This window comes from Curtobacterium sp. P97 (genome assembly GCF_023712445.1).
GTDB lineage: Bacteria > Actinomycetota > Actinomycetes > Actinomycetales > Microbacteriaceae > Curtobacterium.
Genome location: NZ_JAMAYF010000002.1, coordinates 220,623 through 235,047 on the forward strand (window position 1 = coordinate 220,623; position 14,425 = coordinate 235,047).

Below are 14,425 nucleotides of genomic sequence, written 5' to 3' on the forward strand. Positions count from 1 at the left end.
CGCTGCCCACTACGCTCGGCGCATGAGCACCGCGCCAGAGGTCCGCGCCGTCGAGCGCCAGGGCATCGACGTCATCGCCGAGTCCGACCGCAAGGGGCGCCCGCGCGGGCTGTTCTGGCCGTGGTTCGCCGCCAACGTGTCGGTGCTCGGGCTGAGCTACGGCTCGTTCGTCCTCGGCTTCGGCATCTCCCTGGCGCAGGCCACGATCGTGTCCGTCGTCGGGGTGGCCTTCTCGTTCCTGCTGTGCGGCATCGTGGCGATCGCGGGCAAGCGGGGGTCGGCTCCGACGATGGTGCTGAGCCGCGCGGCCTTCGGCGTGCGGGGGAACCGGCTGCCGTCGTTCCTCAGCTGGGTCCTGACGGTCGGGTGGGAGACCGCACTGGCGTCGCTCGCGGTGCTCGCCACCTCGACGGTGTTCCGCGAGCTCGGCTGGGACGACGGTGTGGTGACGAAGCTCGTCGCCCTCGTCGTCGTGGCGGCCCTGGTGGTCGGGGCCGGGATCGCGGGCTTCGACGTGATCATGCGCCTGCAGACCGTCATCACCGTCGTGACCGCCGTGCTCACCGTCGTGTACGTCGTCCTCGCGGTGCCCTCGATCGACCTCGGCACCCTCGGCGCCCTGCCGGCGGGCAGCGCGCAGAACGTCATCGGCGCGCTGGTGCTCGTGATGACGGGCTTCGGCCTCGGCTGGGTCAACGCGGCGGCGGACTACTCGCGGTACCTCCCGCGGACGTCCTCGACGGGCGGCGTGGTCTGGTGGACGACGTTCGGCGGCGCCCTGGCGCCCGCGGTCCTCGTCGTCGTCGGCGTCCTGCTCGCCGGCTCGTCGAAGGACCTGAACGGCGCGATCGGCGCGGACCCGATCGGCGCGCTGACGACGATCCTGCCGGTCTGGTTCCTCGTGCCGTTCGCCCTCGTGGCGATCCTCGGACTCGTCGGCGGTGCCGTGCTCGACATCTACTCGTCGGGCCTGGCGCTGCTCAGCGCCGGCGTGCGGATCCCGCGGCCGGTCGCGGCGGGCGTCGACGGCGTGTTCATGGTCGCCGGCGCCGTGTACGTCGTCTTCTTCGCGAAGGACTTCATCTCGCCGTTCCAGGCGTTCCTCGTCACGCTCGGCGTCCCGATCGCCGCGTGGGCCGGGGTGTTCGTCGCCGACGTGGTGTTGCGGCGTCGGGCCTACGCCGACGGCGAGCTCGACGACGTGCGCGGTCGCTACGGGGACGTGCGCTGGGCCGCGATCGGGCTCGTCCTGCTCGGGACGGTGCTCGGCTGGGGACTCGTCACGAACACGTACGGTGTGCCCGCGTGGCTCAACTGGCAGGGGTACCTGCTGGGACCGTTCGGCCTCGGCGGCCGCGAGGGCGCCTGGGCGTACGCGAACCTCGGGGTCCTCGTCGCCCTGGTCGTCGGCTTCGCCGGCACGCTGCTCACGGCGCGTGGGACGATCCGCCGCCAGGAGCACGACGCATGAGCGTCACGGTCCCGACCGATGCCTGGCTCGTCGCGATCGACCTGCAGGAGGTCTTCACCGGCGACAGCCCGTGGGCGACACCGCGGTACGACGACGCCGCTGCCGGGACGCGACGGCTGCTCCCGCGGTTCGCCGGGCGCACCGTGTTCACCCGGTTCGTCGCGCCCGAGCGCCCGCAGGGCGCGTGGGTGCCCTACTACCGCGAGTGGTCGTTCGCGCTCGTGCCCGACACCGACCCCCTGTACGACCTGACCGCCCCCTTCTCGGCTGCGGCGACGGCCCACGGCGACCCCGTCGTCACCGAGCCGACGTTCGGCAAGTGGGGAGCGGGCCTCCGGGCCGTCGTCGGCGAGCACCCGCACCTCGTGCTCACCGGGGTGTCCACCGACTGCTGCGTCGTGTCCACCGCGCTGGCTGCGGCGGACGCGGGAGCGACCGTCACGGTCGTCGCCGACGCGTGCGCCGGCGCGAGCGACGAGGACCACGAGCGTGCCCTCGCGCTCATGCGGCTGTACGGGCCGCTCATCACGGTCGTGGACCGCGGGGCGGACCTGGTCACCGACCAGGTGTGACGTCACCGGGAGCGCGTAGAGTCACACCCGTGCCAGCAGTGAACCTCGGTCTGCCGAAAGTCCCCGAAACCCTGAGCCCGCGTCGGAAGTCGCGGCAGATCCGGGTGGGGAAGGTCCTCGTGGGCGGTGACGCCCCGGTCTCCGTGCAGTCGATGACGACGACGCCGACGACGAACATCAACGCGACGCTGCAGCAGATCGCCGAGCTCACGGCGTCCGGCTGCGACATCGTCCGCGTCGCGGTCCCGAGCCAGGACGACGCCGACGCACTGCCGATCATCGCCAAGAAGTCGCAGATCCCGGTCATCGCCGACATCCACTTCCAGCCGAAGTACGTCTTCCAGGCCATCGACGCCGGGTGCGCCGCGGTCCGTGTGAACCCGGGCAACATCCGGAAGTTCGACGACCAGGTCGGTGCGATCGCCCGGGCCGCGAAGGACGCCGGGGTCTCGCTGCGCATCGGTGTCAACGCCGGGTCACTCGAACCGAGCCTGCTGCAGAAGTACGGCAAGGCCACGCCCGAGGCGCTCGTCGAGTCCGCCGTGTGGGAGGCATCGCTCTTCGAGGAGCACGACTTCCACGACTTCAAGATCTCGGTCAAGCACAACGACCCGATCGTCATGGTGAAGGCCTACCGCCAGCTCGCCGCCGCGGGGGACTGGCCGCTGCACCTCGGTGTCACCGAGGCCGGGCCGGAGTTCCAGGGCACGATCAAGAGCGCCACCGCGTTCGGCATCCTGCTCGCCGAGGGCATCGGCGACACCATCCGCGTCTCGCTGTCCGCGCCCCCTGCACAGGAGGTCAAGGTCGGCCTGCAGATCCTGCAGTCGCTCAACCTGCGTGAGCGCAAGCTCGAGATCGTCTCCTGCCCGAGCTGCGGCCGTGCACAGGTCGACGTCTACCAGCTGGCCAACGACGTGACGAAGGGCCTCGAGGGCATGACCGTGCCCCTGCGCGTCGCCGTCATGGGCTGCGTCGTGAACGGCCCGGGCGAGGCGCGCGAGGCGGACCTCGGCGTGGCCTCCGGCAACGGCAAGGGACAGATCTTCGTGAAGGGGCAGGTCGTCAAGACCGTCCCGGAGCGGGAGATCGTGCAGACGCTGATCGCGGAGGCGAACCGCATCGCCGACGAGATGGGTCCGGACGCCGCCACCGGGACCCCGCAGGTCGTCACGACGACCTGAGCCGCCGTCGTCGGACGCGCGCCGCTAGGCTTGCGTCCGTGGTCACACGGCTCTCCCATCTCTTCCTCCGCACGCTCCGCGACGACCCCTCCGACGCCGAGGTGACGAGCCACAAGCTGCTCGTCCGCGCCGGGTACGTCCGCCGTCAGTCCCCGGGCATCTTCGCGTGGCTCCCGCTCGGCCTGCGGGTGCGGCGCAAGATCGAGGACATCATCCGCGAGGAGATGGTGGCCGCCGGTGCGCAGGAGGTCCTGCTGCCGGCGCTGCTGCCCCGCGAGCCCTACGAGGCGACGGACCGCTGGACCGAGTACGGCGACGGCATGTTCCGCCTGCAGGACCGCAAGGGCTCCGACTACCTGCTCGCGCCGACGCACGAGGAGATGTTCGCGCTCCTCGTGAAGGACCTGTACGGCTCGTACAAGGACCTGCCCGTCACGCTGTTCCAGATCCAGGACAAGTACCGCGACGAGGCCCGCCCGCGCGCCGGTCTGCTCCGCGGCCGCGAGTTCACGATGAAGGACGCGTACTCGTTCGACCTCACCGACGAGGGGCTCGACCGCAGCTACCAGGTGATGCGCGACGCCTACGAGAAGATCTTCGCCCGCCTGGGCCTCGAGTACGTCATCGTCGCGGCCGATGCCGGCGCGATGGGCGGCTCGAAGTCCGAGGAGTTCCTGCACCCGATCGGCGTCGGCGAGGACACCTTCGTCCGCAGCGCCGGCGGCTACGCGGCGAACGTCGAGGCGTACAACACGCCCGTCCCCGACGCCCTGCCGATCGCGGGGCAGCCCGAGCCCGTGCTCCTGCCCGCTGCCGACACGCCGACGATCGACACGCTCGTCGCCCACGCGAACGAGGTCGCCCCGCGTGACGGCGCACCGTGGACCGCTGCTGACACGCTGAAGAACGTCGTGCTGGCGCTGACCCACCTCGACGGCACCCGCGAGGTCGTCGTGGTCGGACTGCCCGGTGACCGCGAGGTCGACCTGAAGCGCGCCGAGGTCGCCTTCGCACCGGCCGAGGTCGAGGCCGCCGGCGACGACGACTTCCGGAAGCACCCGGGCGTCTTCGTGAAGGGCTACATCGGCCCGCAGGTGCTCGGCTCCGCGAGCCCGTCGGGCATCCGCTACCTCGTCGACCCGCGCGTGGTCGAGGGGACGAGCTGGATCACCGGCGCGAACGAGCGCGGCGTCCACGTCTCCGGCCTCGTGATGGGTCGCGACTTCGCCGCGGACGGCGTCGCCGAGGTGTCCGACGTCCGTGCGGGCGACCCCGCTCCGGACGGCTCCGGCCCGCTCGAGACCGCCCGCGGCATGGAGATCGGTCACGTCTTCCAGCTCGGCCGCAAGTACGCCGAGGCGCTCGACCTCAAGGTGCAGGACGAGAACGGCAAGCTCGCGACGGTCACCATGGGGTCGTACGGCATCGGCGTGACGCGCATCATGGCGATCCTGGCCGAGGCGCACAACGACGAGAAGGGCCTGGCCTGGCCGAAGGAGGTCGCGCCGTTCGACGTCCACGTCGTGGCGACGGGCAAGGACCAGGTCGCGTACGACCTCGCTGCGTCGCTCATCGACAGCCTCGAGGGCGAGCGGTACGACGTCGTGTACGACGACCGTCCGAAGGTGTCCCCGGGCGTGAAGCTCCGCGACGCCGAGCTGCTCGGCGTCCCCGTCGTCGTCGTCGCCGGGCGGAACGCCGCCGACGGTGTGGTCGAGCTCTGGGACCGCCGCTCGGGCGAGCGTCGGGACGTCCCGGTGGCCGAGCTGCTCGAGGCGGTCCGCGCGATCTGATCGCAACCCCTCCACGGACCGGAGGCGCGGTGTCGACCGGCACCGCGCCTCCGGTCCGTCTCGTGGTTCTGGGGTACGCTTGTAGCCGACTTCTGCGCAGTTCCACCCGCAGGAGCGACTCAGCTGAACACGGAGGCACCTCGGTGAAGATCGACCTCGCAGTCCTGCGACTCATGGAGCGCGAGCGGGAGATCCCGTTCGACGAACTCGTCCGCATCATCGAATCCGCCATCCTGACGGCGTACCAGAAGCACCGCGCGGAGAACGACGAGCCCATCGACGCCCAGACCCGTGTCGAGCTCGACCGCAAGTCCGGCGAGGTCTCCGTCTACGTGCCGGAGCGCGACGAGGACGGCACCGTCGTCGGCGAGGCCGTCGACCAGCCGAGCGACTTCGGCCGCATCGCCGCCTTCGCCGCGAAGCAGGTCATCAACCAGCGTCTGCGCGACATCGGCGACGACAAGATCCTCGGCCAGTTCCGTGGCAAGGAGGGCGACATCGTCGCGGGCGTGATCCAGCAGGGTCCGAACCCGAAGATGGTGCACGTCGACCTCGGCACGGTCGAGGCGATCCTGCCGCCCGAGGAGCAGGTGCCGGGCGAGGAGTACAAGCACGGCAACCGCATCCGCGTCTACGTCACGAGCGTCGGCCGCGGTGCCAAGGGCCCGCAGATCACGGTCTCGCGCACCCACCCGGGCCTGGTCCGGAAGCTCTTCGCGCTCGAGGTCCCCGAGATCGCGTCGGGCGTGGTCGAGATCACGTCGATCGCGCGTGAGTCCGGGCACCGCACCAAGCTCGCGGTGAAGGCGAACGAGCCGGGCGTCAACGCGAAGGGCGCCTGCATCGGCGAGCTCGGTGCGCGTGTCCGCGCCGTGACGACCGAGCTCGGTGCGGAGAAGATCGACATCGTCGACTACTCGTCCGACCTTGCCTCGTTCGTCGCGAGTGCACTGTCGCCCGCGAAGGTCACGAGCGCGTTCGTGCTCGACGCGTCGACGAAGGCGGTCCGTGCCCTGGTGCCGGACTACCAGCTGTCGCTCGCGATCGGGAAGGAAGGGCAGAACGCCCGTCTCGCCGCGAAGCTGACCGGTGCGCGCATCGACATCCAGCCGGACTCCATACTGGACGGCGACGAGTAGGACACGACCGTGTCGGGCGACGCTCGTCGCCCGGCACCGTTTCGCTGGTGGCGTGGCCCGTCCGGGCGCGCCGGATCGCGGTGGTCGGAGGCAAGGAGTATGGTGGTTCCCGTCAGAACATGCATCGGCAGTCGTCGTCGTGCTCCCCGGTCCTCCCTCCTCCGTGTCGTCGCCCTGAGCGACGGTCGCGTCGTGGCGGACCCGAAGGCAGTCATGCCGGGGCGGGGAGCCTGGCTCACCCCGACCGTCGAAGCACACGATCAGGCCGTCAAGCGCAGGGCCTACCGCCGCGCGCTCCGGCTCGACCGTGAACCGGACACGTCAGCGGTACGTGACTACCTCGAGGCGCTCAGCGCCGAAGAGCAGGCGCGTCACCGGGACACGACAGAACAGGCTGAACGGCTTATGGACAACTGATGAGCGGCTCGAAGTGAGACCCGTCATCCAGTGAGTCCTGCCCCCTTCGCGGGGTGGGACCCGTGAAGGAGAACAGTGGCAAAACCACGCGTACACGAGATCGCATCCGAACTCGGTGTCGACAGCAAGACCGCAATGGAGAAGCTCAAGGAACTCGGCGAGTTCGTCAAGGGCCCGAGCTCCAGTGTGGAACCCCCCGTCGCGCGCAAGCTCCGTGCTGCGCTGCAGGCGGACGGCGCCTCGACGGCGTCGAAGCCCGCGGCCTCGGCGAGCCCGAGCGCTCCCGCGAAGGCCGCTGCCCCGCGGTCCGGCGCCCCGAAGCCCGGCGGTCCCCGTCCGGGTCCGGCGCGTCCGGCTCCCGCGCCGAAGGCCGAGCCCGAGGTCGAGGCGCCCGTCGCCGAGACCCCGACGCCCGCCGCGCCGAAGTCGGTCGCGCAGCGCCAGGCCGAGGCCGAGGCTGCACAGAAGGCCGCGGCTGCCGAGAAGGCCGCCGCTGCCGAGCAGGCAGCGTCGGGTGAGCAGTCCGGCGACGACGCGAGCGCTCCGAAGAGCGACGCCGTCAAGCCGGGCGGCGCGCCGAAGCCCGGCTCCGCAGCCGGCCCCAAGCCCGGCGGTCCGAAGCCCGGCGCACGCCCGGGCAACAACCCCTACGCGTCCAGCCAGGGCATGGGCTCGCGCCCGCCGCGTCCCGGCAACAACCCGTACTCGTCCAACCAGGGCATGGGTCAGCGTCCTGCCGGCGGTGCCGGTGGCGGCAACGGCATCCCGCGTCCGGCCCCGCCGCGTCCCGGCGTGCCCCGTCCGGGCGCACCGCGACCGGGTGGCCCCGGGCAGGCGAACCGTGCCCCCGGCTTCGGGCAGCGCCCGGGCCAGGGCGGCGGTCGTGGCGGCCCCGGTGGTCGTCCGGGTGGTGCCGGTGGTGCCGGTGGCGGCTTCCCGCGCCCGGCGTTCAGCGGTCCGCGTCCCGCCGGTGGCGGTGGCCGCGGTCGTGGCCCCGGTGGTGGGACCGCCGGTGCGTTCGGTCGCGGTGGCGGCAAGAGCCGTGCCCGCAAGTCGAAGCGGACGAAGCGCGCCGAGTACGAGATGCGGCAGGCGCCGTCGCTCGGCGGTGTGCAGGTCCCTCGTGGCGACGGCAACACGGTCGTGCGACTCCGTCGCGGTGCGAGCATCTCGGACTTCGCGGACAAGATCGACGCCATGCCCGGCAACCTGGTGACCGTGCTGTTCCACCTCGGTGAGATGGCCACGGCGACCGAGTCGCTGGACGAGGCCACGTTCGAGGTCCTCGGCGAGGAGCTCGGCTACAAGATCCAGATCGTGTCGCCGGAGGACGAGGACCGAGAGCTCCTCGAGGGCTTCGACATCGACATCGACGCCGAGTACGCCGACGAGGACGACTCCGTCCTGCAGCAGCGTCCCCCGGTCGTCACCGTCATGGGTCACGTCGACCACGGCAAGACCCGACTCCTCGACGCCATCCGCAACTCGAAGGTGGTCGAGGGCGAGGCCGGCGGCATCACGCAGCACATCGGTGCGTACCAGATCGTCACCGAGCACGAGGGCATCGAGCGTCCGATCACGTTCATCGACACCCCGGGTCACGAGGCCTTCACCGCCATGCGTGCCCGTGGTGCGCAGGTGACGGACATCGCGATCCTCGTGGTCGCGGCGGACGACGGCATCATGCCCCAGACGATCGAGGCGCTGAACCACGCGCAGTCGGCCAACGTGCCGATCGTGGTCGCGGTGAACAAGATCGACAAGGAGGGCGCGAACCCGGCGAAGGTCCGGCAGCAGCTCACCGAGTACAACCTGGTGGCCGAGGAGTACGGCGGCGACGTCATGTTCGTCGACGTGTCGGCGCGCAACAACGTCGGCATCCAGGACCTGCTCGACGCGGTGCTGCTCACGGCGGACGCCGGTCTCGACCTGCGTGCGAACCCCGACAAGGACGCCCGCGGTGTCGCGATCGAGGCCCGCCTCGACAAGGGTCGCGGTTCCGTCGCGACGGTGCTCATCCAGTCCGGCACGCTGCACGTCGGCGACGCCATCGTGGCGGGCACGGCCTACGGTCGCGTCCGTGCCATGACGGACGAGAACGGTGTGGCGGTCAAGGCCGCGACGCCGAGCCGTCCGGTCCAGGTGCAGGGTCTGTCGTCGGTGCCGCGCGCCGGTGACACCTTCCTGGTCACGGAGGAGGACCGCACGGCCCGCCAGATCGCCGAGAAGCGTGAAGCGGCCGAGCGCAACGCCCAGCTGGCCAAGGCCCGCAAGCGCATCTCGCTCGAGGACTTCACCCGTGCGCTCGAGGAGGGCAAGGTCGACTCGCTCAACCTCATCATCAAGGGTGACGTCTCCGGTGCCGTCGAGGCACTCGAGCAGTCGCTCCTGGACATCGAGGTCGACGACAGCGTCCAGCTCCGCATCCTGCACCGCGGTGTGGGTGCGATCACGGAGTCGGACATCGACCTGGCCACGATCGACAACGCGATCGTCGTCGGCTTCAACGTCCGCCCGGACGTCAAGGCCCGCGAGCGTGCGGCGCGCGAAGGCATCGACGTGCGCTTCTACTCGGTCATCTACAACGCACTCGAGGACATCGAGCAGTCCCTCAAGGGCATGCTCAAGCCCGAGTACGAAGAGGTCCAGTCGGGTGTCGCCGAGATCCGCGAGGTGTTCCGCTCCTCGAAGTTCGGCAACATCGCCGGTGTCATCGTCCGCTCCGGCACGATCACGCGCAACGCCAAGGCGCGCGTCATCCGTGACGGTGTGGTGCTCGCCGACGGCCTGGCCATCGAGTCGCTGCGTCGCTTCAAGGACGACGTCACCGAGGTCCGCACGGACTTCGAGGCCGGTATCGGTCTGGGCAAGTACAACGACATCCAGATCGGCGACGAGATCGAGACCACCGAGCTCGTCGAGAAGCCGCGCGACTGACGCCTGGCTATCCTGGACCCCGCTCCTCCCTCGGGAGGGGCGGGGTCCGTCCCGTTCCACCAGTAGATTCCCTGCCCCAGGAGGCACCCATGGCCGATCCGCAGCGCGCTCGCAAGATGGCGGACCGCATCAAGGAAGTCGTCGCACGGCGGCTCGACAGGGGGCTGCGCGACCCGCGCCTCGGATTCGTCACGATCACCGACGTCCGCGTGACGGGCGACCTGCAGCACGCGTCGGTGTTCTACACGGTCTACGGCACCGACGAGGAGCGTGCCGACTCGGCCGCCGCGCTCAAGGCCGCGACCGGGATGCTCCGCAGCGAGGTCGGCAAGAACATCACGGCGCGGCTCACCCCGTCGCTGGAGTTCATCGCGGACGCCCTGCCCGAGACGTCGGCGCACATGGAGGACCTGCTCGTCCAGGCGCAGCAGCGGGACGCGCAGGTGCGCGCCGCGTCGGCCGGCGCACAGTACGCCGGTGATGCCGACCCGTACAAGCACGACGAGGACGAGGACGAGGACGAGGAGCGCGACGAGCGCGCCTGACCTGCCGCAGCACCACGACGGCCGCCGGACACCCCGTCCGGCGGCCGTCGTCGTGCGACGGGCGGCCGATCGGCCACGGGGCAGGCGGGGGCGTCAGACGGCGGGCCCGACGGCCGTCAAGCGTCGGGCAGTCGGTACCCGGACGCGTCGTCGCCGGTCACGAGTCCGTCGCGCAGCAGGGACGCGAGCGCCCGGGCTCGCTGCTCGGCGTCCGGCCACACCAGGTCGACCTCGTCGCGCGTGACGGGCACGTCGCTGGCCCGCAGCTCGGCCATCACCAGACCGCGCACCTGGCGGTCGCTGCCGGCGAAGCGCGCCTGCTTCGGCGCCCGTGGCCCGTCGTGCTCCGGGTACCCGGCAGCCCGCCAGGCACACCGGTCGGCGATCGGGCACGCGTCGCACGCGGGGGAACGGGCGGTGCAGACGAGCGCGCCGAGCTCCATCACCGCGGCGTTCGTGGCCGCTGCGGTGTCGCGGTCCTCGGGGAGCACCGAGTCCATGAGCGGCAGGTCCCGCTTCGCGTTCGCCGGTCCGGGCTCGCCCTCACCGAGGACCGCACGGGCGAGCACACGGCGGACGTTCACGTCGACCACGGGGTGCCGGTCGCCGTACGCGAACACCGCCACGGCGCGGGCGGTGTAGTCACCGATGCCGGGCAGGGCGAGGAGCGCGTCGACGTCGCGCGGGACCACGTTGTCGTGCTGCTCGGCGATCACGGTCGCCGCCGCGTGCAGTGCGAGCGCCCGTCTCGGGTAGCCGAGCCGGTCCCACGCGCGGACCGCGTCGCCGGGGGGTGACGCCGCGAGGTCCGCAGGCGTCGGCCACCGGGTGAGCCACGCCTCCAGACGGGGGACGACCCGCGCGACCTGCGTCTGCTGCAGCATGATCTCGCTGACCAGCGTGCCCCAGGCGGGGAACCCCGGCCGCCGCCACGGCAGGTCGCGGGCCTCGGTGCGGAACCAGGCCACCAGCGGGGACGCCATGTCGGGACGGCTCCGGTCCGTCGGGTTCTCCACAGCCGGTCGGGAGGCTCCGCTCGCGTTCACCACGACAGCCTACGGTGGGTGCATGGCACGCTGGGCACCGCAGGAGACCGACACGATGGCCGCGATCGCGAGCGAGGTGATCGCGCAGGTCGGGACGAACCGGACCGTCGTCGGCATCGACGGGCAGGACGGCACCGACCTCGAACGGGTCGCCGCGGCGCTCGTCGGGGCCTTCCAGCAGCAGGGGGTGTCCGCGATGGCTGCCGCTGCGCCGTCCGCCGACCTCGACGTCCTCCGCGCCGACGTCGTGACGCCGTTCCGCACGACCGGGGCGGGGGAGGGCGTGCTCGTCGTGCACGGGCAGGGACTGCTCGCACCGGGTCCGCGGGGGCTCTGGCGCTGGTCGCTGTGGGTGGAGCAGGAGGACGGCCGCCTCGAGCGTCGCGCGGACGTCAAGATCGCCGCCTCGGCCGTGCTCGACGTGACGGACCCGGACCACCCCCGTCGCGAGTGGAACGACGCCTGCTGACCACACCGGGCCGGTCGGGCTGACGCACGTCGCTGGTACCCTCGTCCGGTGCTCGCTACCCCGCCTGACGGCATCCTCCTCGTCGACAAGCCGCAGGGCATCTCCAGTCACCGGGTGGTATCGATCGCACGTCGGCGCCTCGGCCTGAAGAAGATCGGCCACGCGGGCACCCTCGACCCGATGGCGACCGGTCTGCTGCTGCTCGGCGCCGGACCGTCCACCCGGCTCCTCACGCACCTGGTCGGACTCGGGAAGACCTACACGGCGACGATCCGACTGGGCGTCGGGACGGACTCGGACGACGCGGACGGCACGCCGACGTCAGCCGTCGGGGTCGCGGACGCCGACGTGTCCGACGACGCCATCGAGCGTGCGGTCGCCGCGCAGCGCGGGGTGATCGACCAGGTGCCCTCGACGGTCAGTGCGATCAAGGTCGACGGGCGACGGGCCTACGACCTCGCCCGGAAGGGCGAGGAGGTCGTGCTGCGCTCCCGCACCGTCACGGTGTCCCGCTTCGAGGTCACCGGCCGCGACGACCACACCGTCACCGTCGACGGTGCAGCGGTCCCCGTCGTGGACCTCGACGTCGTGGTCGAATGCTCCTCGGGCACCTACGTCCGGGCGCTCGCGCGTGACGTCGGGGCGGTCCTCGGCACCGGCGCCCACCTCACGGCGCTCCGCCGCACCGCCGTCGGCCCCTTCGCCGTCGCGGACGCGGTGGACCTCGAGGACGAATCGGTCGACGTCGCGGCGGCCCTGGCACGCCCGGCGGACGTCGCGCGTCGACTGTTCGACGTCGTCACGCTCGACGCGGTCGCGGCGAAGGACCTCACGGACGGCAAGCGGGTCGCGGTCGAGCACCCCGACCACGACGGCCCGGTCGCTGCGGTCGCGCAGGACGACGACCGGCTGGTCGGCCTCGTCTCGGTGCGGCGCGGTCGGTTGCGGGTCATCACCAACTTCCCGGCCCCGGCGACCGTCGGGACGACGACGGACGGAGCGCGCGCGTGATCGAGTGGTTCATGTGGGTGCAGCTGGCGGTGGCCGTGGTCGCCGGGCTGTTCGCCGTGGTCGTCGGGTTCCTCGGCTGGAAGCCCAACGACTACACCGTCGGCTCCCTCGCCCTCATCGAGCTGCTGCTCCTGGCGCAGGGCGTGGTCTCGCTCGTCCTCCCCGCCGTCGGCAGTCCGCCGCAGGGCAACGCGCTCGAGTTCGGGGTGTACGCCGTGTCGGTGCTGCTCGTACCGCCGGCAGCGATCCTGTGGGCCCTGATCGACCGGACGAAGTGGAGCACGGTCGTGCTCGGCGCCGGGGCGTTCACCGTCGCGGTGATGATCTACCGCATGTACCAGATCTGGTTCGCGCTGAACTGAGCCCGCCGTCGTCGCCGGTGCCCGCTCGTCCGCGCGCGTCACCCGTCGTCGGTAGACTCGTCGCCGTGGCGAACAGATCCTCCCTCGCGACCGGCATCGGCCGCGTCCTCATCGCCGTGTACGGCATCCTCGCCCTCGCGGCGACCGGGCGCAGCGTCGTCCAGATCATCGAGAAGTTCTCCTTCGCACCGTTCGCCTACACGCTGAGCGCCGTCGCCGCCGTCGTCTACATCGTGGCGATGATCGCGCTCATCGCCCCCGGCCGTGCCTGGTACCGCGTCGCCTGCGTGACCATCGGGTTCGAGATGGCCGGCGTGCTGGTCGTCGGCACCCTGTCGCTCCTCGACCGTCAGCTCTTCCCGGACGACACCGTGTGGTCGTACTACGGCCTCGGCTACCTCTTCGCACCGCTCGTGCTCCCGATCGCCGGGCTCTGGTGGCTCCGCAAGCACCACCGCACCGCCGTCGCCGGACCCGCTGCCGCGTCGGCGACGGTCGGCGAGTAGGGATCGACGTGCAGTACTACGACGACGTCGCCGACGTGGCGCAGGGCTTCGGACCGAGTGCGGTCACCATCGGCAAGTTCGACGGCGTCCACGTCGGACACCGGGCGGTGATCGCGCACCTCGAACGCGCCGCCCGTGAGCGCGGGCTGGTGTCCACCGTGGTGACCTTCGACCGCCACCCGCTCAGCGTCATCGACCCCGAACGGGTTCCGCCGGCGCTGACGAGCACCCCGCAGCGACGCGAGCTCCTCGAGGGCATCGGGGTCGACGCCATGCTCCTGCTGCGCTTCGACCAGGACCTGCAGTCGCAGGCCCCCGAGGCGTTCGTCTCCGAGATCCTCGTCGGCACCCTGCACGCCGAGCTCGTGTTCGTCGGCAGCGACTTCCGGTTCGGCGCCCGCGGTGCCGGCGACGTCGCGCTCCTGCGTCGACTGGGGGAGCAGCACGGCTTCCGCGTCGAGCTCATCGACGACGTCGACCTGCGCGACGACGTGCGCCCCGCTGACGAGCGACGCGTCTCGTCCACCTGGATCCGCGAGCTGCTCGGTGACGGACGTGTGGCCGAGGCTGCCCGTCTGCTCGGGCGCGAGCACGCGGTCCGGAGCACGGTGGTGCACGGGAACCAGCGTGGTCGGGCCATGGGGTACCCGACGGCGAACCTCGACCCTGCGTGCGAGGGCTTCGTCCCGGCCGACGGCGTCTACGCGGCTCGCGTGCTGCACGAGGGCACGGTGTACCCGGCGGCGGTGTCCGTCGGCAACAACCCGACGTTCGAGGGCGTCCCGGCGAAGCAGATCGAGGCGCACCTGCTCGACGTCGACATCGACCTGTACGGGGACACCATCTCGGTGCTGTTCGTGTCGTTCGTCCGCGGCATGGTCGCGTTCTCGTCGATGGACGAGCTCGCGGCCCAGATGCGGCAGGACGACCTCGACATCCGGCTGTTGCTCGGACTGCCCGCGCCGGTCTGACG

General features: G+C 71.4%; 14 protein-coding genes. 13 read left to right on the plus strand and 1 reads right to left on the minus strand.

Annotated features, from left to right (window positions below):
• Positions 1 to 22 precede the first annotated feature (22 nt).
• From M3677_RS02890 to rbfA, 8 genes are all read left to right on the plus strand, one after another.
• Entirely contained in the window at positions 23 to 1,471 is a 1,449-nt protein-coding gene (locus tag M3677_RS02890) for a cytosine permease (protein ID WP_251155046.1), read from the plus strand.
• The gene (locus M3677_RS02895; protein WP_209682417.1) at positions 1,468 to 2,043 is read left to right on the plus strand and encodes a cysteine hydrolase family protein; all 576 of its coding nucleotides are present in this window, start codon (positions 1,468 to 1,470) and stop codon (positions 2,041 to 2,043) included. The genes M3677_RS02890 and M3677_RS02895 overlap by 4 nt, the downstream gene beginning before the upstream one ends.
• A gap of 50 nt (positions 2,044 to 2,093) precedes the next feature.
• Positions 2,094 to 3,227, plus strand: a complete 1,134-nt coding sequence (gene ispG, locus M3677_RS02900) for a flavodoxin-dependent (E)-4-hydroxy-3-methylbut-2-enyl-diphosphate synthase (protein ID WP_126892096.1) — start codon at positions 2,094 to 2,096, stop codon at positions 3,225 to 3,227.
• A gap of 38 nt (positions 3,228 to 3,265) precedes the next feature.
• Positions 3,266 to 5,020, plus strand: a complete 1,755-nt coding sequence (locus tag M3677_RS02905) for a proline--tRNA ligase (RefSeq protein WP_251159755.1) — start codon at positions 3,266 to 3,268, stop codon at positions 5,018 to 5,020.
• A gap of 143 nt (positions 5,021 to 5,163) precedes the next feature.
• Entirely contained in the window at positions 5,164 to 6,159 is a 996-nt protein-coding gene (gene nusA, locus M3677_RS02910; RefSeq protein ID WP_251159756.1) for a transcription termination factor NusA, read from the plus strand.
• A gap of 99 nt (positions 6,160 to 6,258) precedes the next feature.
• On the plus strand, positions 6,259 to 6,576 hold the full coding sequence (locus M3677_RS02915) for a YlxR family protein (RefSeq protein WP_082687788.1): 318 nt from the start codon (positions 6,259 to 6,261) through the stop codon (positions 6,574 to 6,576).
• Between the two features lie 75 nt (positions 6,577 to 6,651).
• The gene (gene infB, locus M3677_RS02920) at positions 6,652 to 9,513 is read left to right on the plus strand and encodes a translation initiation factor IF-2 (protein WP_066654580.1); all 2,862 of its coding nucleotides are present in this window, start codon (positions 6,652 to 6,654) and stop codon (positions 9,511 to 9,513) included.
• Positions 9,514 to 9,602: 89 nt separating this feature from the next.
• The gene (gene rbfA, locus M3677_RS02925; RefSeq protein ID WP_251159757.1) at positions 9,603 to 10,058 is read left to right on the plus strand and encodes a 30S ribosome-binding factor RbfA; all 456 of its coding nucleotides are present in this window, start codon (positions 9,603 to 9,605) and stop codon (positions 10,056 to 10,058) included.
• 116 nt (positions 10,059 to 10,174) lie between these two features.
• Here the strand turns inward: rbfA and M3677_RS02930 are convergent, their stop codons facing one another.
• On the minus strand, positions 10,175 to 11,041 hold the full coding sequence (locus tag M3677_RS02930; protein ID WP_251159791.1) for an A/G-specific adenine glycosylase: 867 nt from the start codon (positions 11,039 to 11,041) through the stop codon (positions 10,175 to 10,177).
• 85 nt (positions 11,042 to 11,126) lie between these two features.
• Here M3677_RS02930 and M3677_RS02935 point away from each other — a divergent pair, with 85 nt between their 5' ends.
• The 5 genes from M3677_RS02935 to M3677_RS02955 all read left to right on the plus strand — a co-directional run bounded on the left by M3677_RS02935 (position 11,127) and on the right by M3677_RS02955 (position 14,423).
• Entirely contained in the window at positions 11,127 to 11,573 is a 447-nt protein-coding gene (locus tag M3677_RS02935; RefSeq protein WP_144411305.1) for a hypothetical protein, read from the plus strand.
• Positions 11,574 to 11,621: 48 nt separating this feature from the next.
• A complete protein-coding gene (gene truB, locus M3677_RS02940) occupies positions 11,622 to 12,584 on the plus strand; it encodes a tRNA pseudouridine(55) synthase TruB (RefSeq protein ID WP_251159758.1) in 963 nt (320 codons plus the stop codon).
• Positions 12,581 to 12,946, plus strand: a complete 366-nt coding sequence (locus M3677_RS02945) for a hypothetical protein (RefSeq protein WP_066654569.1) — start codon at positions 12,581 to 12,583, stop codon at positions 12,944 to 12,946. The genes truB and M3677_RS02945 overlap by 4 nt, the downstream gene beginning before the upstream one ends.
• Positions 12,947 to 13,011: 65 nt before the next feature.
• Positions 13,012 to 13,452 carry a hypothetical protein gene (locus M3677_RS02950; RefSeq protein ID WP_066654565.1) on the plus strand — a complete coding sequence of 147 codons (441 nt, stop codon included), beginning with the start codon at positions 13,012 to 13,014 and terminating at the stop codon, positions 13,450 to 13,452.
• An 8-nt stretch (positions 13,453 to 13,460) separates the two neighbouring features.
• The gene (locus M3677_RS02955) at positions 13,461 to 14,423 is read left to right on the plus strand and encodes a bifunctional riboflavin kinase/FAD synthetase (RefSeq protein ID WP_209682432.1); all 963 of its coding nucleotides are present in this window, start codon (positions 13,461 to 13,463) and stop codon (positions 14,421 to 14,423) included.
• Positions 14,424 to 14,425: the final 2 nt, after the last annotated feature.